The sequence below is a fragment of the Asinibacterium sp. OR53 genome, from assembly GCF_000515315.1.
GTDB lineage: Bacteria > Bacteroidota > Bacteroidia > Chitinophagales > Chitinophagaceae > Sediminibacterium.
On the sequence record NZ_KI911562.1, the window covers coordinates 2,537,290 to 2,559,580 of the forward strand.

A 22,291-nucleotide genomic window follows, 5' to 3' on the forward strand; every position below is an offset into this window, starting at 1 on the left:
GGTACTTATACCTGATTGGAATAGACGGGTTTTATTTTAAGTTGTATCCTGTATAATAATACTTAAGAATGGATAATGAAATAATAGTAAGTGAAAGCCATGTTATCAGCAAGATATACCTGGCCAGAGGCCAGAAAATAATGTTGGACAGGGATTTAGCGGAGATTTACGGTGTTGAAACAAGAAGGTTGAATGAACAGGTAAAGCGAAACCGGGAAAGGTTTCCCCAAAATTTCATGTTCCAATTGACTGATCAGGAGGTAGAAAACATGGTGTCGCAAAATGCGATACCTTCAAAACAACTGTTGGGGGGCTCATTGCCTCATGCATTTACCGAACATGAGGTATTGATGCTTGCTAATGTTTTAAAGAGTAGTAGGGCAGTAGCAGTCAGTATAAAGATCATTGACATTTTCGTTCGATTACGAGAAGCTTTGTTAGCCAACCAGGGCATTTTATTGAAAATAGAACAGTTGGATAAAAAAATATCCAACATTGGTCATGATGTAAAAATGCATGACGGTGAAATCGAAACCATTTTTGAACTGATTAAAGAGATCATGGAAGAAAAAATGAGGCCCAAGCCACGAATGCCAATCGGGTTTAAGCCGCAATAAAGGGTATAAAAAAGGAGTTATTTTCTAATAACTCCTTTTGAACTGTAGAGTGCGGAAGAGGAGATTCGAACTCCCACGGCTGTTACCCCGCTACCACCTCAAAGTAGTGCGTCTACCAATTTCGCCACCTCCGCAAGTATTGAGGACTGCAAAAGTAAAGGAAAACAGTCTAAAAATTACATCCGTTCAGGTACTTTTATTCCCAGTACGGCCATCCCTTTTTTAATAACACCTGCCGTAAGCTGGGCCAGTTGTAAGCGCAGCTCTTTTTTATCAGCCGTTTCGGCATTGCTAATGGAATGTTCTGTATAGAATGAGCTGAAAGTCTTAGCCAGATTAAAAATATAGATGGCCACTTTAGACGGATCATGCTCGCTTGCCGCTTCCTGCAATACGGAAGGGAATTGCTCCAATTCTATGGTCAGGGCTTTCTCCAGTGGCAGGAGGCTATTGCCGATATTGCCACTTTCTGGCATGGATTTACGTAACACGCTTTTGATGCGGGCATGTGTATATTGAATGAAAGGCCCGGTAAACCCATGGAAATCGATGCTCTCTTCGGGATTGAAGATCATTTTTTTTCGGGGATCCACCCGTAACAGGAAAAATTTTAATGCACCCAAACCAATCGTGTCATAGAGTTCGGCAAGTTCGGCAGTAGAAAAATCTTTTACTTTTCCCAGCTCTTCTGTTTTCTGCCGGGCTATGTTCACCATTTCATCCACGAGGTCGTCTGCATCCACTACGGTCCCTTCGCGGCTTTTCATCTTACCTGAAGGCAATTCCACCATGCCATAGCTCAGGTGATAAATGCCATCAGCCGATGGGAGATTCAGTTTCTGGCAGATCAGCTTCAATACCTTGAAATGATAATTCTGTTCATCACCTACCACATAAATACTTTGGTCTACATTAAACTCTTTCTGTTTCTGTTCAGCAAGCCCTATGTCCTGCGTGATGTATACTGAAGTGCCGTCTTTCCGTTGCACCAGCTTTTCATCCAGTCCATCGTTGGTGAGGTCGATCCACACACTGTTATCTTCTTTCTTTACAAAAACACCTTTGGACAAGCCTTCTTCCACCAGGTCTTTACCCAGCAGGTAGGTATTGCTCTCATAGTAAACCTTGTCAAAATTGCTGCCGATCCTTTGATAAGTAACGTCGAATCCTTCATATACCCAGCTGTTCATCCTGCGCCAGAGCTCCATCACTTCAGGTTTGCCGGCTTCCCAGTCGAGCAGCATTTGCTGCGTGGCTTTCATAATGGGGGCTTCTTTTTCAGCCAGCTCTTCCGTCATGCCGCTATCTACGAGTTCCTTTACCTGCTTTTTGTATGCATCGTTGAACTTCACATAATAATCTCCCACAAAATGATCTCCTTTGATGCTCGTACTTTGAGGGGTATCGCCGTTGCCGAAATACTGCCAGGCGATCATGCTCTTACAGATATGAATGCCCCTGTCGTTCACTACACAGGTCTTTACAATATCATGACCGGTAGTTTTAAGAATTTCTGCTACACTCCATCCCAGGAAATTGTTACGCAAGTGCCCGAGATGAAGGGGTTTATTGGTATTCGGAGAGGAATATTCCACCATTACTTTACTTCCGGTGGGGGCGCTGGCACCAAAGGAAAGGTTGGCTGCATTTGACTGGATGAACTGCAGCCAGTATCCATCGGCTATCGTCAGGTTGAGGAAGCCTTTAATGATGTTGAAACCGCTGAAAAGATCAGGATGCCGGTTGATCAGATGGCTACCCAATTCCTGGCCCAGGATATCCGGCGCTTTTTTTAACAGTTTTATAAAGCTGAAAAGTACCACCGTATAATCGCCTTCGAACTCGGGTTTGGTGGCATTGACCAGAACGTCATGAGGCTGTAAATCAATATTGTACAATTCTTTTAGTGCTTTTGCCGAGGCTACCTTAACCTTTAAAACAACGTTCATGGGCTTAACAATTTCGGGTTGCAAAAGTAACCAATTAAGCCCTACCTTCGCCGCCATTGATGCGAAAGTTGCACCAACATATCCGTAAACTGATCCTCGACACGGTGGACCTGTTCTACCCGTTGTTTCAAAAGATGATGCCACTGCAAACTTTCCGTTATGCAGCTTGCGGTGGTTTCAATACCTGTTTAGATATTACCCTGTTCTTTATTTCTTACAATTATATCCTGCAAAAACAGCCGGTTCATGTTGGTTTCCTTACCATCGGGGCACATATTGCCGCTTTTCTGATCGGGTTCTGTATAACATTTCCCATCGGTTTTTACCTCAGCAGGTATGTAGTGTTTCAGGCAACATCGGTTGCTAAACGCGAACAATTGGGCAAATACTTTATGGTGGTGCTGGGTTGCCTTTTCCTGAACTATGGCTTCCTGAAATTATTTGTGGATGTGCTTCACTGGTATCCTACGCCATCTAAATTGATCACTACGCTCTTCGTGGTAGCTTTCAGTTATGTTTCCCAGAAACATTTTACTTTCAAGACAGCCTGACACGATCGTTTTATCAGAATTGTAATCGTACACTGCCAAAGACACCGAAGTCATTGGTATTTGATTTGTAAAGGAGCGGGTTGGCCCCTGCAGGAATATTGCGCAGCGGAGCATACCGCCATACAAAATCGATACGCAATAGTTTGAAGATATTTTCCAGACCGGTCCCAAGCTCTGTATAGAAACCACCCCTGAGTGAACGCATACGATATTCGTAATAGAAATCATGAATATTAAGCCGTTGGTTGGCCGTAGAGAGATTACCCCATACTGTTTTAACATTCCAGAATTGCCGCATGTTGCTTTTTCGCATAAAAGGCAGCAGGTTCAAAAACTTTTTCTCCAGGTTGTGTTCAAGAGTAGCGCCTGCAAATTCATCACTGATGTATTCAAACCTGTTCATCAGGTTAAAAGATTGTTTGTTATAATAATAAATTTCATTTCCCGGGTGCACCTCCAGCAACATAAAGGGTAGTGGTTCATCGGAAAATACTTTTCCGCCATACACCATGTAATTGATCTTACCCCAGCGCGGGATGCGGGTGGTTTGACTGATGTTTACTCCTACACGGCGGTATTGATAGTCCGACCCCAGGAAACCTGCAATACCCACGGCACCGCGCAGTTCCAGAACGGGCAGATCGCTTTTCAATTTCAATTCCTTTCTGTGACGGACAATGGTTTTTTCTCCCGGGGCATAACGGAGTTTTAATCCCAATTCGGCATTTGCAATACTTACCTGCGCAGGGCGGCTCAGTAATAATCTTTTCTCAGGCAAAGGACTAAAAGTCTCGTAATTGGTAAAAGTGAAGAAAGGCTGCGCGGAAAGTTTATTACGCCATTCCTTGGTGATGGCCAGTTTGGCTTCTTCCACACCCAGGAATTTCTGGCGGATGTTCGGACGACGGATCAACTGGCTGAAAATATTATCGGTGGTGATGTCTTCGTCGTTATAGCGCGTACGACCATTATCCAGATCGTGCGTGTAAGATGAGAAAAAGCTGATACCCTGATTGCCCGGCAAACGGTAAGTAACGTCCATCCTGCCTTTGAAACGGTTATCCTTGAACCCATAGGCCAAATAACCATGCAGCCGGAGATATTTGCTGAATTTCGCTGTAGTACCGAGATCAAAGCGAACCCTGAAACGCTCCAGTTGATTACCGCTTACCCATTTGTACCAGGGGCCGATCTCAACAGCTCCAAGCTTTTTATGACCATCGAGCAGGAAAGTAAGCGTGTTGGTATAGTGAATAAAAGCGGGGATGGTTTTGATAGTGTCCATCATCTTATAGATCTTCTGCTCATTGGAACTGAGGTCTTCATGCCTTTGCTCATTCCAGAAATCAGTATCCTTATCCCGCGCACTATCAGCCACCACCACTTCTTCCTTCTGTGCATTGGCGTTCAGTTTGGCAAGAATGCTTGTATCATTAACCCTGATATTACGGTACATACTTGTTTTGCGTGCGATGAACGATAATTTCTCTTTGCCCAGGGGAGAGAAATCAACCACCAGTTTGTCTTTCGAGAACATCCAGTTGCTGTCGGACTGCAAACTGAACTCTTGTACAATACTCAGCCTGTTCACAAAGTTGATATTGGCAGTAGCGGAAATGTTCAGGTTGATGCGATAGATACCCCAGTTGCTACCGTGTATCCAGCAATCGCCACTGAACGTATTTTCCCCATCGCGTTTCGGGGTAAAGAGGAGGTGAAAATAACGCTGGCCGCCGATGTACTGGGTATCGGCGCCGCGGTAGTTATAATACCTGTCGCCCACAGTGCTGAGTGGACTAATGAACTCTTTGCCCAGCGCATGTGTTTGATCGGAATAAACATTGATCTTCTGGTTCATGCCGCCTACGAACTGCAGCATACTTTCGTTTTTCATCCCATCTGTCTTGGCAGCCTTGATCTCTTCCCGGATTTTATGCGGATCGGTACTGTAATAGTAGTCGGATAAAGCTTCTGTCAGGTAAATGGGCAAGAATGGTTTTTTCTCCGTGATGCTATCGATATTATCCAGTATAAAGGCGAAAGGTTTGAGTAGTTTTTTGTCGGCGAAATAACGGCGATCTACATTATTAAGGTCGATCTCCATTTTATTATAGAGTTCATAAGCATAGCTCTGGTACTGGTAAGGGTTGTTCTTTGCTTTATGGGCAACGATGTTTTTCCACCAGCGAAGTCCTTTGTTGAACTTGGACCTGACTTCCACCGAGCTGCCGGTTTTCAGTTGGTGTAAGGACAATATCAACAACGAACTGTCTTTGCTGTGGCCATTGATGATCTTGTGAAGCTCATCGAACCCCACATAACTAACGGCAAGGGTATCCGGGTGAAAGGGGCTGTGTTTGATGGTGAAATTGCCGGCGCTGTCGCTAACAACCCCGAAACCGGCTTTTTTCCAGAATATACTGGCAAATGGAACAGGTTCTTTGGTGAAATTGTTCATTACCCGCCCTCTGATCGTGGGTGTATGCAGATCCTGGGACCACAAAATGGTGCAGGTTAGCAGGGTACAAAAGCAAGCCATTGCTTTGTAGAAAAAGCCAATTTTCGTCACGTCGGGGGGTATACGGGGGTTATCTAATCTCGGTCAACCGGGATATAGGATCTACTAGCAATTAAGAACAAATTAAGGATTTTTTCCGGAAAAAACCATATGTGACAAAACCCTGCATATCTGGCTGACAATTTTGCATTTTAAGCTTGATGGCATGGTCATTGACCAGAATAAAGCGATTATTAATCCGAAATTCATAAAGACATGGGTAAGATAATAGGAATTGACCTTGGAACAACCAATAGTTGTGTGGCCGTTATGGAAGGTAACGAGCCCGTAGTGATAGCCAATGACGAAGGGCGTAGGACTACCCCTTCCGTAGTGGCATTTTTGAAGAATGGAGAGCGTAAAGTAGGGGATCCTGCCAAGCGCCAGGCCATTACCAACCCCCAGCATACCATCACCAGCGTGAAGCGTTTCATGGGGCGCCGGCACGACGAAGTGACCGAAGAAATCAGTCACTGGAGTTATAAAGTGGCAAAAGGTGACAATAATACCGTTCGCGTGGCTATTGAAGACCGTTTGTATACTCCCCAGGAGATCTCTGCCATGATCCTTCAGAAAATGAAGAAAACGGCGGAAGATTATCTCGGACAGGAGGTGACCGAAGCGGTGATCACCGTTCCGGCTTATTTTAACGATGCACAGCGTCAGGCTACCAAAGAAGCAGGTGAGATCGCTGGTCTGAATGTACGCCGTATTGTGAATGAACCTACAGCGGCTGCACTGGCTTATGGCCTCGATAAAAAACATGCCGATCAGAAGATCGCCGTGTTCGACCTGGGTGGTGGTACTTTCGATATTTCCATCCTGGAACTGGGTGATGGCGTTTTTGAAGTGAAATCAACCAATGGTGATACGCACCTGGGTGGTGACGACTTCGACAAAGTGATCATGGACTGGCTGGCTGATGAGTTCAAAAGCCAGGAAGCCATCGACCTGCGCAAAGACCCGATGGCCCTGCAGCGTTTGAAAGAAGCTGCTGAAAAAGCGAAGATCGAGTTAAGCTCTTCTGCAGAAACAGAGATTAACCTGCCTTATATCACAGCGGTAGACGGCGTGCCCAAGCACCTGGTGCTGAAGCTGAGCCGTGCCAAATTCGAGCAACTGGCAGACAACCTGTTTGCCCGCTGCCTGAAACCTTGTGAAGCGGCATTGAAAGATGCAGGCTACAGCACTTCACAGATCGATGAAGTGATCCTGGTGGGTGGTTCTACCCGTATCCCTAAAGTGCAGGAGATCGTAGAAAAATTCTTTGGTAAGAAACCCAATAAAGGCGTAAACCCCGATGAAGTAGTAGCCGTAGGTGCTGCTATCCAGGGTGCGGTATTAACAGGTGAAGTGAAAGATGTATTGCTGCTCGACGTTACGCCGCTTGGTTTGGGTATCGAAACCATGGGTAGTGTAATGACGGTGATGATTCCTTCTAATACTACCATCCCTACCAAGAAAACAGAAATATTCTCTACCGCCAGCGATAACCAGCCTGGCGTACAGATCCACGTATTGCAGGGAGAGCGCCCCATGGCCAACCAGAACAAGAGCCTGGGTATCTTCAACCTTGATGGTATTCCACCGGCTCCGAGGGGTGTGCCCCAGATCGAAGTAACTTTCGATATCGATGCCAACGGTCTGTTGCATGTAAGTGCAAAAGACAAAGGCACTGGCAAAGAACAGAAAATCCGTATTGAAGCGGGTAGCGGTTTGAGCAAGGAAGAAATTGAGAAAATGAAAGCCGAAGCAAAAGCCAATGAAGCATCTGATAAATCGGCACGTGAAAAAGTAGAAAAACTGAACCAGGCCGACAGCCTGATCTTCCAAACTGAGAAGCAATTCAAAGAGTTTGGTGATAAGATCCCGGCCGATAAGAAAGCACCTATCGAAGCAGCTTTAACCAAGCTGAAAGAAGCGCATAAGAGCCAGGATGTAGAAGCTGTAGATGCGGCTATGACAGAGATGAACAATGCATGGACTGCAGCGAGTGAAGAAATTTACAAAGCGCAGCAGGCTGCAGGTGGTGCACAAGCCGATGGAGGTGCACAAGCAAATGCTGGTGCTTCAAACTCTCAAGCTGGCGGCAACGACACTGTGGAAGATGCACAGTTTGAAGAAGTGAAATAATGTCTCTTTGAAATGATAAAAACTTTGCCCCGGGCTTAAGCCCGGGGCAAAGTTTTTTATTGGAGTAATGTATAGAAAGAACGGGTGGCGGTATCGCGCACAACGCCATCGGGTGTGGTGTAAATAAAATAAGCACCCAGATCTTTTTTACGCTCTACAAATTCCATGGCTTTTTTAAGCCCCATACCCATCAGCGCATTATCATAACCATCGGCTGTGATGCCATCTTTGGCCCATACGGTAACACTGATCAGGTCTGTTTGAAAAGAATAACCCGTATGCGGATCAATGAGGTGATTGATTTTCTTGGCGCCGCTTTCATAGAACTTACGGTAGTTACCAGAGGTAGTGAGCGCTCCATGCGTTAAATGAACGATCCTTTGGTAGGGAGCCTGTTCATACGGATCGTTACCCGGGGCTTCAATGCCTACCGACATTTTTTCACTACCTGGCTGCCTGCGGCCGCTGACTACCAGTTCCCCGCCAATTTCTGCCAGGAAGTTTTGAATGCCTTTCGATCTCAGGTAATTGGCCAGCACATCTGCAGTATAACCCTGGGCTATTCCGTTGAGGTCGATCTTCACGCAGGGCAGGCTCTTGTGCAGGTAATTATTTTTGAGTGATAGCTTGCCGGTGCCTACACATTTCAACAATGTGCTGATGCGTGCAGAATCGGGCAGGCTGTCCGGATGCTTCACACCAAATCCCCAGGCTTCTACAAGCGGCTGAACGGTAACGTCGAATAGTCCGTCTGTTTCCTTATAGATATCAAGAGATTTCGCAACAACGGTTTTCAGGTAATGATCGGTTGTAATACCCTCGGCCGACCGGTTGAAGCGGTTGATGCGGGAATAAGGTTTGTAAAGTGAAAGCGAACTATCGATACCATTGAGGATACTGTCGATAGCAACTTGACGAATGATAGCATGGGTATGATAGTAAGTGATATGATAGGTAGTACCCTGTGCATATCCCTCCAAATGAAATGCTTTTAGCGCAGGCTTTTGAATAAAAGAGACCTGCATTAAAAGCATTAAAAAAAGCAACAGACGATACATCTTAGAAATTATATTCCGGTTTCCATTGCTGTACGGTATTGGTGTAGATGGCTTCATTGGCCAGGTGCACACATACCGCTGTTCTGGCGCCGGTCATTACATTGGAAGCGGGACTTTGCTTTTGCACGATGGACTTATGAAAATCAACCATCGCATAATACGTACCATCTTTGGTTGGTTCAGTAAGAATGGGCATACCGCCGTCTTTGTTCCAGGTGATCTTGGTAGCACCTGTTACACCGTCTACGGTTTGTAATTCTTTGCGTGTCTGCGCTTCGGGATAGAACACGCCTTCATTGACCAGCAATGATACGGTGCCTTTGTTTCCTTTCAGTTTGAAAATATAACCTTCCCTCGCATTGGCACAGGTAGCGCCGAAATTACCGATCATACCTTCTTTGCCATAGCGCAGTACAGCCTGTACATTGTCGTAGGTTTCCCTTCCGTCTTTGTAAAAATCAATACCGCCGGTGCCCACAATAGTAGTAGGGTGGGTATTGAATGCCCAATTGATAAAATCGATCTGGTGTGATAATAATTCAGCTGGCAATCCACCTGAAAACTCTTTATACATGCGCCAGTTGATCTTTCTTTCGAGTGAAGGATCGGGTACGGGCCTGCGCCAATCCCAGTTACGGTCCCAGCGACAATCGATCTGCGTAACTTTACCCAGATAGCCTTTCTCGATCATTTCCTTCACCTTATAATACAGCGGTGTGTAGCGGTATTGGTGACCTATCTGTAATACCTGTTTTGGATAATTACCTGCAATGTTGATCAGGCTGGCTGCCTGGGGAATATTGTAGGTCATTGTTTTTTCCAGGTACACTTGCTTGCCTGCTTCCAATGCATCTTTGGCAAGGTTGAAATGCAGGCTCAAAGGCACCGCAATGATTACAGCTTCAACGTTTTTATCATCGAGCAACTGGTGATGATCTTTGTACTGCTTCACTGATTGTACAGATCCGGCGGGCAATACCTTTTCGGTTTCTTTCAACCTGAAATCCAGCACATCGCAAATGGCGACGATATTGAATTTCGTGGGCAGTTCTTTCAGGATCTGCATGATGCCTTTACCGCGGTCTCCACAACCGATCACACCAAGGTTGATGCGGTGGTCGGCATCCAGGGCAAAGGCTTTCATCATACTGTTGTGTAACAAAAGACCACCGGTAAGTACAGTGGTCTTTTTAATAAAACTTCTTCGGCTCATAACAATGACAAATCAAATTTTGGGTTCCCATCCTTTTTCATACTCTCTTCTCCAGAGTTTGGATGCTTTTGGATTGTCTAAGATATGGCCATTGTGCTGGTCGATATTCAAAGTATATCCCACCCGTTGAGCAATATTACCCAATTGTACCCATAAAGTACTCTTATAACCGGTTTCCACATCGGCATTGGGCAATTTATTATCGCGGATAGCATCAACAAAGTTTGCAAAATGCACCACGTCGAGGCCTTCACTTGGACTCAACGTATTACGTCCATCGATCTCGATGTTGGATTTTACTTCTTTGACAACTTTATTCTTTTTATCATATATGATGTAGCTGTTGCCTCCTGTGCTCATGCTGCCACCTTCGCCATAAAAAATTACGCCGCGGTCTTCGCCTTCTACCAGGCGGCTGTTGCAACTGCGCCCTTCCCATATTACAGATGTTTCACCGGGGCAATCGAAGGTAATGATCTGTGTATCGGGTGTTTCCCAGTCGTCTTTGAAATAATACCTGCCGCCTACAGAGTTCACGCGTAGGGGATAGTCTACGCCGAGTCCCCACCTGATCACATCAATTTCATGCGTACCGTTGTTCAGCGCTTCACCGGTACCCCAATGCCAGAACCAGTGCCAGTTGTAATGGATCAGGTTATCACGGAAAGGTCTGCGCGGAGCGGGGCCTTGCCATAATTCATAATCCAGTCCGGCTGGTACAGGTGCTGTTTTCCCGATACCAATGCTGCCGCGGTTATTGGTGTACCAGGCTTTGGCCATGTGTACTTTGCCAATCACGCCACCGTGTAATGCTGTGATACCTTCTGTAAGCACAGGCCATGAGCGACGCTGGCTGCCCATCTGTACTACGCGTTTGTATTTTCTTGCTGCCTGTACGGCCAGCTCGCCTTCATGAGGGTTATGGCTGAGGGGCTTTTCTACATATACGTGTTTACCCGCCTGGCAGCCGAGAATAGTGGCCGGTGCGTGCCAGTGGTCGGGCATGGCAATGGAGAGGGCATCGATGTCCTTATTGCTCAACAGCGTGCGGAGATCTTTGGTAGAAGCTGGGCGCTTACCTATTTTTTTCTCTGCAAAATCTAATCCTTTGTTCAGGGCCTTATCGTCTACATCGCACAGAAAGGCAACTTCTGTATTCTTCACCTTGCTGAAGGCGCCGATATGCGCGAGGCCACGGCCATTGGTGCCTATAACAGCTACCCGTAACCGCTCATTAGAGCCAACGATGTTGGCATAACTCTTAGAGGTAAATCCAAGCCCCAGGCCGCCAATGGCGATCCCTGCAGAGCCCATACCCATATCCCTGATGAATGTTCTTCTCGATTTTTTCATGAATGGCGTTGTTTAAAATGTTTATAATTTTCTGATTTTGATATTCCTGAATGATACCATATCTCCGTGATCCTGTAAGAGGATGGGAGATTGGGTAGGTTCACTGAAACCTTTGATGTTTTTATACTTGCTGCCGGCCACCAGTTTTTTGAACGACTCACTGCCACGCTCGTATTCCACCGTCTTCTTTCCGTTGAGCCAGTGCTCCACATGATTGCCTTTCACAATAATGCGGGCCTGGTTCCATTCTCCCACCGGCATGTCTTGCTTATTTGCGTCGGGTGCGATCAGGTCGTACAAACCTCCCTGTTTGCGATTGCCATTGATGCCCAGTTTGGCATCGGGGTGGCGTTCATCGTCCAGGATCTGGAATTCACATCCCAAAGAACTTTTCGGTAATAAAAAGTACTTGATACCGCTGTTGGAACCAGGTACTATTTTAAATTCCAGGATCAATTCAAAGTTAGTAAACAATTCTTCTGTTACGATATCGCCGCCTCTTCCTTTTCCGGCAGTAGTATCTGTACTCAATACCCCATCATTCATTACCCATCCTTTTTGAGGAAAGGGTTGCCCATTGGCTTTTTGCCATCCTTTGGAACTGGTGCCATCAAATAATAATTGCCAACCCTGGCGTTGTTCTTTTTTCGTTAACCGGGGAACCTGTGCAAACACAGTTGCAGTAACGAAACAGGAAATGAATACCAGGCAATAAAACTTTGTTTTGTTTGTCATAAAAATAAAATATGAATCGTGTTGCATTAATAACCAGGATTTTGTTTGAGGTTAGGATTGATACTGATAGAAACACTAGGTATTGGGAATACGATACGCCATGCTTCGGATGGTTTCTTATCCCACCAGGTTCCCGATGTAAATTTATTGAAACGGATCAAATCATTCCTGCGCCAACCTTCCCATGCAAATTCACGGGCACGCTCGTTGAGTAATTCGTCGAGCGTTAAGGTAGATGTGGTGTATTTGGCCAACGGATCGGTGGTAGAAAAACAACGTGCGCGCACGGTATTGACCATGTTCACGGCTTCGGCATTGGCCGCGCCGCCGTTTTTGCGCATCAGGGCTTCTGCTTTCATCAAATAAATATCTGCAAGGCGGAATACAGGTGCATCGTTGCTCATCTGGCTGATCTTGCTTCCTTTCTGCAACTCATATTTGATATTCCGGGCACCATGAAATTCTTTGGCGGTAAGCATAGTGGCCGTGTCGCCGGGCGCGTTTACAAACAAAGGGTCCAGTACAAGCGGCTTGCCCTTCTGTGCACCCGTGAGGCATTTCAGTGGAGTTACACCGTCTGCTGCAAACTGCGGCCCTACCAGCCACTGCTGCTGGCGTTTATCGGTATTGCCAAACAGTTTATAGAAATTATTATGTGTCATAGCGCGATTAACAGGAGCGAAGCCAAAACCGTAAGTCTTCTGGTGTTCGGGATGCAGGTTTTTATAGTTCCAACGCATTTCCGTTGCATATGTAGTATCATATACCACCACAAAAATATTTTCTTTTGACAATTCATTTTTGATCTTGAACGGATCGTTCCAGTTTGCATCGAGTTGGTAACCGCCGCCGCCGGTATAATTCAACACTTTATCGCAATACTTGATGCAATCGTCCCAACGCGCAGTGCCGGGCTGTAAACCGTTTGCTGTAAGCTTGCCTGTATAAATTTCTGCATTGAGGTACAACTTGGCCAGCAAAGCCCAGGCTGCGGCTTTGGTTACATGCCCGTAAGTATTGGGAGCGCCTTTGTCTGCCAGCTTGTCCATATTATCCAGTATCTGTTTTTCAACATAGGCAAAAACATCTTTCCGCTCTGAGGTAGGTGGATATAAGGGCTCGCCAACTTTCTCCACAATAGGAATATTGCCGAACATGTCCATGATCATAAAATAATACCAGGCGCGATAGATCTTCAACTCGGCCAGTACCGATTGCTTATCCAGCCCAACGCGCAATTTATCGAAATCAACTCCCTCCATGTTTTCGATCGTAGCGTTTGTATAACCCACGCCTCTGTACAAGGCATCGAAGGTATTTTTGATTTCGCTGTCGTCTTTGGTCCAGGTATGCCAGTGCAGCCCTACGATCTGGTCGCCGCCGTCGGCAGGAGGGGTGCCGTCTTTGTATGGCATAGAAGTTTCATCGGTAGTGAGGGTATTCAAATGCCAGATACGGTATTCATAACTGCCCACGATATGCGAAAATGGACGGATATAATTTGCAATCACTTCTTCTCTGGTTTTGAAGAAAGAGCCTGCCGTGATGCTGCTGTAAACGGTTTCATCGAGCTTGGTGCAGGAGAGAGAAGAGCACAGGCAGCCTATGAAGACCGATGCCATAATGAGGTAGCGGTTTCTTTTATTGGAAAATATTTTTTTCATAATGAACGATTGTGATCTGAATAATGGTTGATGTCATAAAGCCTGGCTACATTAAAAACCGAGACTGATACCCAGGGTCAGCGTGGTGGCTCTCGGATAGAAATTCATCATCGCCAGACCGGGTTCCAATCCATTCACCTGTATATCCGGGTCTCTTCCCGAAAACTTGGTGAATGTGAGCAGGTTTTGTCCCGATGCATATACCCTTGCTTTTTTCAGGTATTTGATCTTGCCTGTGTTGATGGTATAGCCCATTGTGAGGTTATCCAGTTTTACGAAATCTCCTTTTTCAATAAAGTAGTTAGAATAAGCATAAGAGGAAATGGGAATGTCCAATCCTTTCTGCAGGAAATTGTTGGAATAACGGGCCCTGTTGGTATATACGAGGTCCATGATGTTCAGCAGGTCGAACATGAAGGTGCCGCGCAGGAATACGGTCATGTCAAAACGGCCATAAGAAAGATTGTTCGACATGCCTGCGAACATTTTGGGCATACCGTTGCCGATGATCTTTTTATTCTGTGCGTCCAATGCAGGGTCTTCGGCCTGTGTGTAGAATATCCACTTGTTATTTTGTACGTCGAAGTCTTTAAAGACTTTGCCATAGAAATTACCGATAGGCTGACCCACTTCTCTTCTGAAAGCAGACCCCATGTTTTGCGGCAGGCTGTAATGATCTACCGGCGCACTGGTGGAAGCTCCATAAGTTACCGATTGCAGGAGATTGTCGTTATAAGAGAAGGTAAGGCTGTTTGTCCAGCTGAACTTCTTGTTCTCAATCAGCTTGAGGTTCAAAGCCAGTTCCACACCCCTGTTTCGCATCTTACCCAGGTTTACCAAAATGGTCTGGTGTATGAGGGAAGGCACGGGCGCAGTAGCGTCGAGGAGCAGATCGGAAGTTTCGCGACTATAGATATCGATGCTACCACTCACTTTTCCGCCGCGTAGTGCGAAGTCGATACCCAGGTTATATTCTGTTTTCTTTTCCCAGCGCAGATCGGGATTGGGATTACGACTGGCGCCATAAGTTGGAACGAAGGTGTTGTCCCACAAAAAGGAAGCGCCTGTACTCAGCGTAGCCAGTGAATTGTAAGCACCGATACCTTCCTGGTTACCGGTAACACCATAACCGAGGCGCAATTTCAAGTCTTCGAACAATCCTTTTTCCGGCATGAAAGATTCCTTGCTGATGCGCCATCCAAGGCTTACAGCGGGGAATAATCCCCATTTGTGGTTGATGCCAAATTTGGAGGAGCCTTCCCTTCGTAAGGAAGCTGTCAGCAAATATTTTTCATTGTAATTGTAAATCGCGCGGCCAAAGAAAGCGATGAGGGTGCTGGAGCTTTTTCCGCTTCCGAGACCGGCACCAGCTGTACCTGCTGCAAAAGCCTGGCCTGCACCGAGGTTGTTATAACTGAATGCATCTGTTAGAAAGTTCCTGTTAGAGGCATTGAAATCTTCGCTCATGAAATCCTGGTAACTGTAACCGGCCAGGGCACTCAGGCTGTGTTTGCCAAATCGTTTGTTATAATCCAGTGTGTATTCGAAAGTGCGGTCATAACTGAAAGAAGTGCTGCGACTTGCATTACCATTCTGACCGTTGATACGGCTCAAGAAAGCGTCGCGCGACTGATAATAGTATGAAATAACATCCCTGCGCTGGAAAGCAAAGAAGCCGGACGCTTTGAGATTGGGCATGAGATCCAGGGTTGCTTTCACGCTTCCGTTGATGTGTTTGATCCTTTCGCCATCTTCGGTTTGCATACGACGCGCATAGGGATTGCCTTTGCTGTCGAGTGGATCTTCGAAATAAGAACCATCCGTATTGAATACGGGGAAAGTAGGATTGCGGTCCATCGCATCACCATAAATGGTATTATCGCTGCTGAGGTAATTGAGAAAAGAAGTGGCGATATTACCCTGGATGGAGAGTTTGTTATCCAGCGCTTTTTGGGTAAAGCTCAATCGGGTGTTCACGATCTTGCGCCAGGTACTGATGGCAATACCATCGAGGTTACGAATCGATACGGCTGCACGGATGGAAGATTTATCGGTACCGGAAGAGACAGAAAAATTATGCACCTGGCTCACTGGTGTCTTGGACAATGCTTTGAACCAGTCGGTGCTGGCACCTCCATCATTTAGTACAAATGTGGGGTTGGTGCGTTTATATACGTCGGCATAAGCCCTGTATTGTTCGGCTGTTAACACTGCCGGAAATTTTTTGGGAATATCGGTGTAAACATAGCTGTCGTAATTGAAAGAAGCAGTGCCGCTTTTGGCGCGTTTGGTGGTTACAATGATCACGCCATTGCTTCCCCTGGTTCCATAAATGGCGGCTGCCGAACCATCGCGGAGCACGTCGATCGATTCTACGTCTTCGGGTGAGAGGTTGTTGAGGTTGCCACCCGGTACACCATCGATCACCACGAAAGGAGAAGTGCTGCCTTTCAGTGTAGATACACCACGCAACTGCATGGAGGATTGTCCGTTCGGATCGGTGCCGTTGCTGTTAACGATTACCAGGCCCGGTACCTTTCCCTGCACGAGAGACATGGGCGAGATCACAGCGCCTTTGTTGAAATCTTTTTCTTTGACACTGGTGATGGCGCTGGTAACGTCTGTTTTACGGGTTACGCCATAACCGATCACCACCACGTCTTCGATGGATTTCTCGGTCTGCACCATTGCGATAGCCAATGTAAGCGAAGCGCCCAGTTGCACCTGTTGTGTTTCATAGCCAATGGCCGAAAAGTTCAGGTATTTGGTATTGGCAGGGACGCTGATACTGAAGCTGCCGTCTGACCTGGTCTGTGTGGCCAGCTTCGAGTCTTTAACAATAACAGTGACGGCTTCGAGTGCCCTGTTATCTTTTGCGTCGGTCACTTTACCTGTGACCGTTTTGTTCTGAGCCAGCGCCGGAAGGGCTGCCAGCAGTAGCACAAATAGTGCCGGAAAGCAGAAATGGATGTAGCATGTAGTTCTTCTTTTCATATGCCGGGGTAATTGGTTGACTAGTTTGAGCCGGTTAAGCAGGAATCGTCGGCCCAAATTAGACCCGGTCATTTTTTGAACTTGTCAACAGATAACGAATGAATTGTTAATGGAAATTAAACGGCGCTTTTTTTCTTGAAAATTCATTTCTTTTATGTTCTTAACGGTACCGGCCTTATGAAGCGTTCCCTGGCAACATATATAGGAATATCGATCATCTGTTTTCTTTTACTGGCAACGGTGCAGTTCATCCTGGTACGCAATACCTATGAACTAACCAATGATCGTTTTTATTTTTCCGAGCGTATAGCTATGAAAGAAAGCTATTCGCGTTCTATCAAAAACGACAAACTGTTTCCCGGAGGGTCTGAGATCATTGATGGTTTCCTGAGCAGACATTTGAACTCCTTGCATGCGTTATACAAAAGTGGTGACCCCGCGTTCGAAACCTATAAGCAAGTGTTTGCGGACAGTATTTTTCACGAATTGCGACAAAAAGAATCTATCAGGCGCTTTCTGAATAAATTCAAACAGGAAAAGAAAGTGACAGATTCGCTCGATTATGCATTGATCGTAGAATCGCTGTCGGTGAATTTCGATAACGACTCATATATTCCCATTTACGATAAGCGCAAGCGCTACCCACTGATCGATTCTGCCATGCAGGAAGAAGCCGGCGTACGTATTGGGGGCAATTTGAGAAAAGTGTCGGAACAGAACAAGGTCAATGGTTTCTCCATCAGGGGAACACAAGGCTATGCTTACCGTATCAACTTTGAGCTGCATGTGGAACCATATAACCGGCAATCTGCCATTCTCCGGCAAATGAGTATGACCTTTTCACTTTCACTGCTCTCCATTTTAATTGTGATAACCTTGTTTTTTGTCACTTTCCGCAATTGGGTAAAGCAGAAAAAGCTTTCCGAAATGAAATCTGATTTCATCAATAATATTACGCACGAATTACATACCCCACTGGCCACAATTATTGTAGCCAACAAAAACCTGCAGAATGGCCGTATCCTGGAAAGAAAAGAAAACATACAGCCGCTGACCGATGTGATCCAGCGGCAATCGGAGCGCCTGAAAATTTTGATCGACGAAGTGCTGGACATTGCTTCCACCAACAGGATCGCACTGGATGAAAAAGAATACCGGCTGAATGACCTGCTGGATGAATTGTTGCTGGATTACCGGTTGAAATTAATGGATACCAATATAGAACTGGTATTTCACAAAGAGACCGATAAGGACCTGGTAAGGTTTGATAAATTTCATTTCACCACCATGCTGCTCAATATTTTTGATAATGCGGTGAAGTATAATTCCAATGAAATTAAAAAGCTCGCCGTTACCACTCGTGCAGACCGACACGGAGATCTTCAGGTGCTGATCCAGGATAATGGAGTAGGCATCAGCAGCGAGGATATTAAACACGTTTTCGAAAAGTTTTACCGGGCCCCCGATCAATATAAAATGCAGAGCAAGGGATTGGGACTTGGACTTTATTATGTAAAAAAGATCATCGACGCACACGGATGGAGTATCCGGGTGGACAGCAAGCCGTCTAAAGGCAGCCAGTTCATCATTACCATCCCTCATTCAAACAAGTGAACATGAAGCCGAGGATATTATTAGTGGAAGATGAAACCGATCTGGGCAATGTGGTGAAGCAGTACCTGGAAGTAATGGACTTTCATGTTGATTGGTGTAAGAACGGCAGCGAAGCCTATTCCTTATTCAGGACAGCAACCGATAACCATGACTTGTTGCTGATTGATGTGGGCTTACCTGGTATGGATGGATTTGAACTGGCAGAGTTGGTTACCCATACAAGAAAAGACGTGCCCTTTCTTTTTTTAACGGCGAGGAACGAGAAATCAGACCGGCTGCACGGACTCAAGATCGGCGCCGATGATTACATCGTAAAGCCATTTGATATTGAAGAAATGGTGTTACGGATCAGGAATATCCTGAAACGAAAATATCCGGGAAATACAACACCGCCTCATGCTGTTATTGCTATTGGGAATACCCGGTTTCACAAAGACCAGATGAAACTAATAGTGGGAAATGAAAAAGAGATCATCCTCACCGAACGTGAATCGGAATTGCTGGATTATTTATTTAAAAACGCCGACCGTATCATCAAGCGTGAAGAAATATTGACCCAACTCTGGGGCGAGAACGATTATTTCCTGGGCAGGAGCCTGGATGTATTTATTTCCAGGTTGAGAAAATACCTGGGGTCCAGCGACCTGGTGAGCATTACCAATATATACGGTGTAGGCTTTGTATTCAATACCATGCCGCCAAAAGGGTAAGCAGCTGCTTACGCCTCCATATCCAGTAATTTTTCAAAAAGAGCTTCGTATTCTTTGTTCAACGATTCGAAATGCGCCGTCGTCTTTTTGTACTCTGTTTCCAACGCCAGGAACTTTTGATGGTCGGTATAATTGGCAGGATTGCCCAGGGCTTCTTCCAGTTTCTGTTTGTCTTCCTTGGCCTTATTCAGTGCCGATTCCAGGTTACTGAGTTTTCGCTGCTGTTTTTGTAATTCTTTTTGTTGTTCCCTGTCGGGCGAAGGCTTGGCAGGCGTTTGTGCAATAACTACAGGCTGCTCAACCGCTTTGGGTGGTTCCTGCTCTTGTTTTTTCTTGGCCATCCTTTCATTCCAGGCCACCCATTCGTCGTATCCGCCTTTGAATTCTTTGATCTCGTGGTCTACGATCTCCCAGATCTTGTTGGCGGTTTTAGAAATGAAATAACGGTCGTGGCTCACCAGTATGTAACTGCCTTCGTATTTATTCAAAGCCTCTGCCAGCAATTCAACAGAATGCATATCGAGGTGGTTGGTAGGTTCGTCGAGGATCAGGAAATTGGCTTTGCTCACAATGGTTTTAGCGAGCGCTACACGCGCTTTCTCGCCACCGCTCAATACTTTGATTTTTTTCTCTACATCGTCGCCGCCGAAAAGAAAAGCGCCGAGCAGGCTGCGCAGTTCCATATCTGTTTTTTGACTGCCACACTGCTGTAATTCTTCGAGGATATTATTGCCGAGGGTAAGGGCTTCCAGTTGGTGCTGTGCATAAAAACTTTCTTCCACGTTATGTCCCCATACGCGTTCACCGGTAAATGGTTCCGTGCCTGCAATCATGCGTAATACAGTAGACTTACCCTTTCCGTTAGCGCCGATCAGGGCAATCTTATCGCCCCTGTCTATTTCGGCACCGGTATGCGATACAATGTTCAGCTTGCCAAAGCTTTTACTTACATCTTTGAGGGTGACTAATATTTTACCAGGCACTTTCTCCAACTGGAAATTGATGCGCAGATCGGGACGTTCCAATTGAACGTCCTCAATTTTTTCCAGTTTGTCCAGTCGCTTTTGCACACTCTGTGCCTGCGCGGCCTTACTGGCTTTTGCCTTGAATCGTTCAATGAATCGTTCCTGCTGCCTGATATAGTCCTGCTGGTTTTCAAATGCCTTTTGCTGCATTTCTATGCGGATGGTTTTCTCCTGCTCATAGAAATCATAATCGCCGCTATAAATATGCAGTTGGCGCTGGTAGAGCTCCACGATTTTGTTCACCATCCGGTTGAGGAAAATTTTATCGTGGCTCACGATCACCACGCTGCCCTGATAATGCAGCAAATATTTCTCCAGCCATTCGATAGAAGGGAGGTCGAGGTGGTTGGTAGGTTCATCGAGTAAGAGCACATCGGGCTGCTGCAGGATCATCTTGGCCAGCAGTACGCGCATACGCCATCCTCCGCTGAATTCCTTGTAAGGCCTTACCAGGTCTTCATTGCCGAATCCCAATCCGTGCAGTACTTCTTCTGCTTTATGATGAATATTATATCCATCCAACACGTCCATCTCGTGCAGGCTATCGGTATATTTCAATAATAGTGTTTCATTCTCCGGATCTTTTTCCAGTTCATGTCCCAATGTCTCGATCTCTTTTTCGAGTTGCCTTACTCTTTCAAAAGCGCCCAGGGCCACTTCTGTGATGGAATCGTTGGTATCGAAACTCAACAGGTCCTGGTGCAGGTATCCGATGGTGGTATCTTTTCCTTTTTCTACATTGCCTTTTGAAGGAGTATATTCTCCCACTAATAATTTGAGCAGGGTAGATTTACCCGTGCCATTATAGCCGATCAGGCCAATGCGGTCGCCCGGCTGTATATGCCAGGTGGCATCTTCTACAATTATACGTGCTCCAAATTCGAAAGTGAGGTTCTGAAAGCCTATCAGCATTGTTTATACGGTATTTTGAGGGGGCAAAGTTAATGCTGTGGCCTGTATTCCACCACAACCTTTGCATTTCGTTGTTCGGTTGAGGTGAGGAATATCTCGTAACGCTTCTGAGATTTGCCCATGGTAACCACCATCAGGGCTGTATTGGGAGGGATATCGCCCAGGTTTTCTGCCACGATCACAAATTCGTGGCGGTTATCGGTGGCATTGCATTTTGTTTTATATGTGATGGCCGAATAACTCAACCTGCCATTGCTCACTACCAGTTTATTGTTGTGGTAAAGAGAAATGGTATCGTTGTCAATGGTGCCATTGTCGTACAGGTCGATCCTGATCTCTTCATCACCGCAATACAATGTTTTCACCAATTTGTTCTCACGCTCCAGTAATACACGCGGAACCGGTGTTTTGTTGGCGATGAGTTCACGCGGGTGATGGATGCCCGTATCAGCTTTCCAACTGTGTGCAATGGCGTTATCGGCATGCTCGATGGGTTTGATGGGCGCAGCTGATTTAGGACTGGCCGGTTTCGACTGCTGCACGGTAGCGCCGGGTTTTTTAACAGCAGGCGGGTGGGTTGGGTTGGTCTTGGATTTTGCAAGCGGGACATGCGCTTTGGGCGCTTCTGGTTTTTTCTTCAGCAGAAAATCCTCTTTGGTGAAGTCTGAAGTGGCTACTTTCTCCAGGTACACTTCACCGCTGCCGCAATCTGATTTGTTCGATGAGCTTTCTGAAATAAACGTACCCTGTAATACTTCCAGCTTGCCTATTTTGGAGTAGTCGAGGTAGCAGGTCATGAGACAGGGTGCACTGCCCTGGTCGATCTTCAGCTCCAGTATTTTGGTTTCCTTGAGGAGCAGGGATTTTGACTGGTAGGTGAAAATACCCTGCAAACCTGTTTTGGCATAGAACACAGATGTCTTATAAGAATAGGTAACACCCTTAACGGCATTATTGGGAAGCTGCTCTATCTGGATCTCGTATTTGTACATCTCTTTCCGCTGGAATTCACGTAGCGTACTGCCAGTGGAAGTGAAATACCCCCTCCAGATACCGGTCAGGTGCTGTGCGTCAGCAGAAAAGCCAGAAACCAGGAAAAATAAAAGCGTAGAGATCCATCTCATTACCACAAAACTAATAAGGCAAAATAGTGTAAGCTGATAATAAAGCGTTAAAAGAAAACTCACCGCTTTCCTGTACTTTTGC

Annotated in this window: 15 protein-coding genes and 1 tRNA gene; 5 read left to right on the forward strand and 11 right to left on the reverse strand. The window is 46.0% G+C overall.

Annotation, left to right across the window (positions count from 1 at the left end; translation table 11 throughout):
- Positions 1-68: 68 nt before the first annotated feature.
- Entirely contained in the window at positions 69-617 is a 549-nt protein-coding gene (locus SEDOR53_RS0111375; RefSeq protein WP_026769835.1) for an ORF6N domain-containing protein, read from the forward strand.
- 50 nt (positions 618-667) lie between these two features.
- Here SEDOR53_RS0111375 and SEDOR53_RS0111380 read toward each other — a convergent pair.
- Together SEDOR53_RS0111380 and argS are read right to left on the reverse strand one after the other, a co-directional pair.
- Positions 668-751: transfer RNA gene (locus SEDOR53_RS0111380), tRNA-Leu, on the reverse strand.
- A 42-nt stretch (positions 752-793) separates the two neighbouring features.
- Entirely contained in the window at positions 794-2,566 is a 1,773-nt protein-coding gene (argS, locus tag SEDOR53_RS0111385; protein WP_026769836.1) for an arginine--tRNA ligase, read from the reverse strand.
- Between the two features lie 59 nt (positions 2,567-2,625).
- On the opposite strand from argS, the gene SEDOR53_RS0111390 reads away from it, so the two are divergent.
- A complete protein-coding gene (locus SEDOR53_RS0111390) occupies positions 2,626-3,117 on the forward strand; it encodes a GtrA family protein (RefSeq protein ID WP_037361121.1) in 492 nt (163 codons plus the stop codon).
- Positions 3,118-3,130: 13 nt separating this feature from the next.
- Here SEDOR53_RS0111390 and SEDOR53_RS0111395 read toward each other — a convergent pair whose 3' ends face one another.
- A complete protein-coding gene (locus SEDOR53_RS0111395) occupies positions 3,131-5,620 on the reverse strand; it encodes a DUF5686 and carboxypeptidase-like regulatory domain-containing protein (RefSeq protein WP_198018899.1) in 2,490 nt (829 codons plus the stop codon).
- A 270-nt stretch (positions 5,621-5,890) separates the two neighbouring features.
- Here SEDOR53_RS0111395 and dnaK point away from each other — a divergent pair, with 270 nt between their 5' ends.
- On the forward strand, positions 5,891-7,807 hold the full coding sequence (gene dnaK, locus SEDOR53_RS0111400; protein ID WP_026769839.1) for a molecular chaperone DnaK: 1,917 nt from the start codon (positions 5,891-5,893) through the stop codon (positions 7,805-7,807).
- A 56-nt stretch (positions 7,808-7,863) separates the two neighbouring features.
- Here dnaK and SEDOR53_RS0111405 read toward each other — a convergent pair whose 3' ends face one another.
- Genes SEDOR53_RS0111405 through SEDOR53_RS0111430 form a run of 6 tightly spaced genes read right to left on the reverse strand, consistent with a single transcriptional unit; the run spans position 7,864 to position 16,824 of the window.
- Entirely contained in the window at positions 7,864-8,832 is a 969-nt protein-coding gene (locus tag SEDOR53_RS0111405; RefSeq protein ID WP_232214765.1) for an FAD:protein FMN transferase, read from the reverse strand.
- A gap of 34 nt (positions 8,833-8,866) precedes the next feature.
- Entirely contained in the window at positions 8,867-10,078 is a 1,212-nt protein-coding gene (locus tag SEDOR53_RS0111410) for a Gfo/Idh/MocA family protein (RefSeq protein WP_026769841.1), read from the reverse strand.
- 12 nt (positions 10,079-10,090) lie between these two features.
- A complete protein-coding gene (locus SEDOR53_RS0111415; RefSeq protein ID WP_026769842.1) occupies positions 10,091-11,431 on the reverse strand; it encodes a Gfo/Idh/MocA family protein in 1,341 nt (446 codons plus the stop codon).
- Between the two features lie 21 nt (positions 11,432-11,452).
- On the reverse strand, positions 11,453-12,166 hold the full coding sequence (locus SEDOR53_RS0111420; protein WP_051416761.1) for a DUF1080 domain-containing protein: 714 nt from the start codon (positions 12,164-12,166) through the stop codon (positions 11,453-11,455).
- Positions 12,167-12,192: 26 nt separating this feature from the next.
- A complete protein-coding gene (locus SEDOR53_RS0111425; RefSeq protein ID WP_051416608.1) occupies positions 12,193-13,830 on the reverse strand; it encodes a RagB/SusD family nutrient uptake outer membrane protein in 1,638 nt (545 codons plus the stop codon).
- A gap of 51 nt (positions 13,831-13,881) precedes the next feature.
- The gene (locus SEDOR53_RS0111430; protein ID WP_051416609.1) at positions 13,882-16,824 is read right to left on the reverse strand and encodes a SusC/RagA family TonB-linked outer membrane protein; all 2,943 of its coding nucleotides are present in this window, start codon (positions 16,822-16,824) and stop codon (positions 13,882-13,884) included.
- Between the two features lie 177 nt (positions 16,825-17,001).
- On the opposite strand from SEDOR53_RS0111430, the gene SEDOR53_RS0111435 reads away from it, so the two are divergent.
- Positions 17,002-18,438 carry a sensor histidine kinase KdpD gene (locus tag SEDOR53_RS0111435; protein ID WP_026769846.1) on the forward strand — a complete coding sequence of 479 codons (1,437 nt, stop codon included), beginning with the start codon at positions 17,002-17,004 and terminating at the stop codon, positions 18,436-18,438.
- Between the two features lie 2 nt (positions 18,439-18,440).
- Positions 18,441-19,148 (forward strand): response regulator transcription factor, encoded by a 708-nt coding sequence (locus SEDOR53_RS0111440; protein ID WP_026769847.1) that lies wholly within the window; start codon positions 18,441-18,443, stop codon positions 19,146-19,148.
- A gap of 8 nt (positions 19,149-19,156) precedes the next feature.
- Here the strand turns inward: SEDOR53_RS0111440 and SEDOR53_RS0111445 are convergent, their stop codons facing one another.
- Together SEDOR53_RS0111445 and SEDOR53_RS0111450 are read right to left on the reverse strand one after the other, a co-directional pair.
- Positions 19,157-21,085 carry an ABC-F family ATP-binding cassette domain-containing protein gene (locus SEDOR53_RS0111445; protein WP_026769848.1) on the reverse strand — a complete coding sequence of 643 codons (1,929 nt, stop codon included), beginning with the start codon at positions 21,083-21,085 and terminating at the stop codon, positions 19,157-19,159.
- Between the two features lie 29 nt (positions 21,086-21,114).
- Positions 21,115-22,209: a hypothetical protein gene (locus tag SEDOR53_RS0111450; protein ID WP_026769849.1), complete on the reverse strand. Its 1,095-nt coding sequence runs from the start codon at positions 22,207-22,209 to the stop codon at positions 21,115-21,117.
- Positions 22,210-22,291: the final 82 nt, after the last annotated feature.

Excerpts from the sequence above, each read along its gene's own strand:
- SEDOR53_RS0111375 (WP_026769835.1), top strand. The coding sequence starts at position 69 with ATGGATAATGAAATAATAGTAAGTGAAAGCCATGTTATCAGCAAGATA.
- argS (WP_026769836.1), bottom strand. The coding sequence starts at position 2,566 with ATGAACGTTGTTTTAAAGGTTAAGGTAGCCTCGGCAAAAGCACTAAAA.
- SEDOR53_RS0111390 (WP_037361121.1), top strand. The coding sequence starts at position 2,626 with ATGCGAAAGTTGCACCAACATATCCGTAAACTGATCCTCGACACGGTG.
- dnaK (WP_026769839.1), top strand. The coding sequence starts at position 5,891 with ATGGGTAAGATAATAGGAATTGACCTTGGAACAACCAATAGTTGTGTG.
- SEDOR53_RS0111405 (WP_232214765.1), bottom strand. The coding sequence starts at position 8,832 with ATGCAGGTCTCTTTTATTCAAAAGCCTGCGCTAAAAGCATTTCATTTG.
- SEDOR53_RS0111410 (WP_026769841.1), bottom strand. The coding sequence starts at position 10,078 with ATGAGCCGAAGAAGTTTTATTAAAAAGACCACTGTACTTACCGGTGGT.
- SEDOR53_RS0111415 (WP_026769842.1), bottom strand. The coding sequence starts at position 11,431 with ATGAAAAAATCGAGAAGAACATTCATCAGGGATATGGGTATGGGCTCT.
- SEDOR53_RS0111420 (WP_051416761.1), bottom strand. The coding sequence starts at position 12,166 with ATGACAAACAAAACAAAGTTTTATTGCCTGGTATTCATTTCCTGTTTC.
- SEDOR53_RS0111425 (WP_051416608.1), bottom strand. The coding sequence starts at position 13,830 with ATGAAAAAAATATTTTCCAATAAAAGAAACCGCTACCTCATTATGGCA.
- SEDOR53_RS0111430 (WP_051416609.1), bottom strand. The coding sequence starts at position 16,824 with ATGAAAAGAAGAACTACATGCTACATCCATTTCTGCTTTCCGGCACTA.
- SEDOR53_RS0111435 (WP_026769846.1), top strand. The coding sequence starts at position 17,002 with ATGAAGCGTTCCCTGGCAACATATATAGGAATATCGATCATCTGTTTT.
- SEDOR53_RS0111440 (WP_026769847.1), top strand. The coding sequence starts at position 18,441 with ATGAAGCCGAGGATATTATTAGTGGAAGATGAAACCGATCTGGGCAAT.
- SEDOR53_RS0111445 (WP_026769848.1), bottom strand. The coding sequence starts at position 21,085 with ATGCTGATAGGCTTTCAGAACCTCACTTTCGAATTTGGAGCACGTATA.
- SEDOR53_RS0111450 (WP_026769849.1), bottom strand. The coding sequence starts at position 22,209 with ATGAGATGGATCTCTACGCTTTTATTTTTCCTGGTTTCTGGCTTTTCT.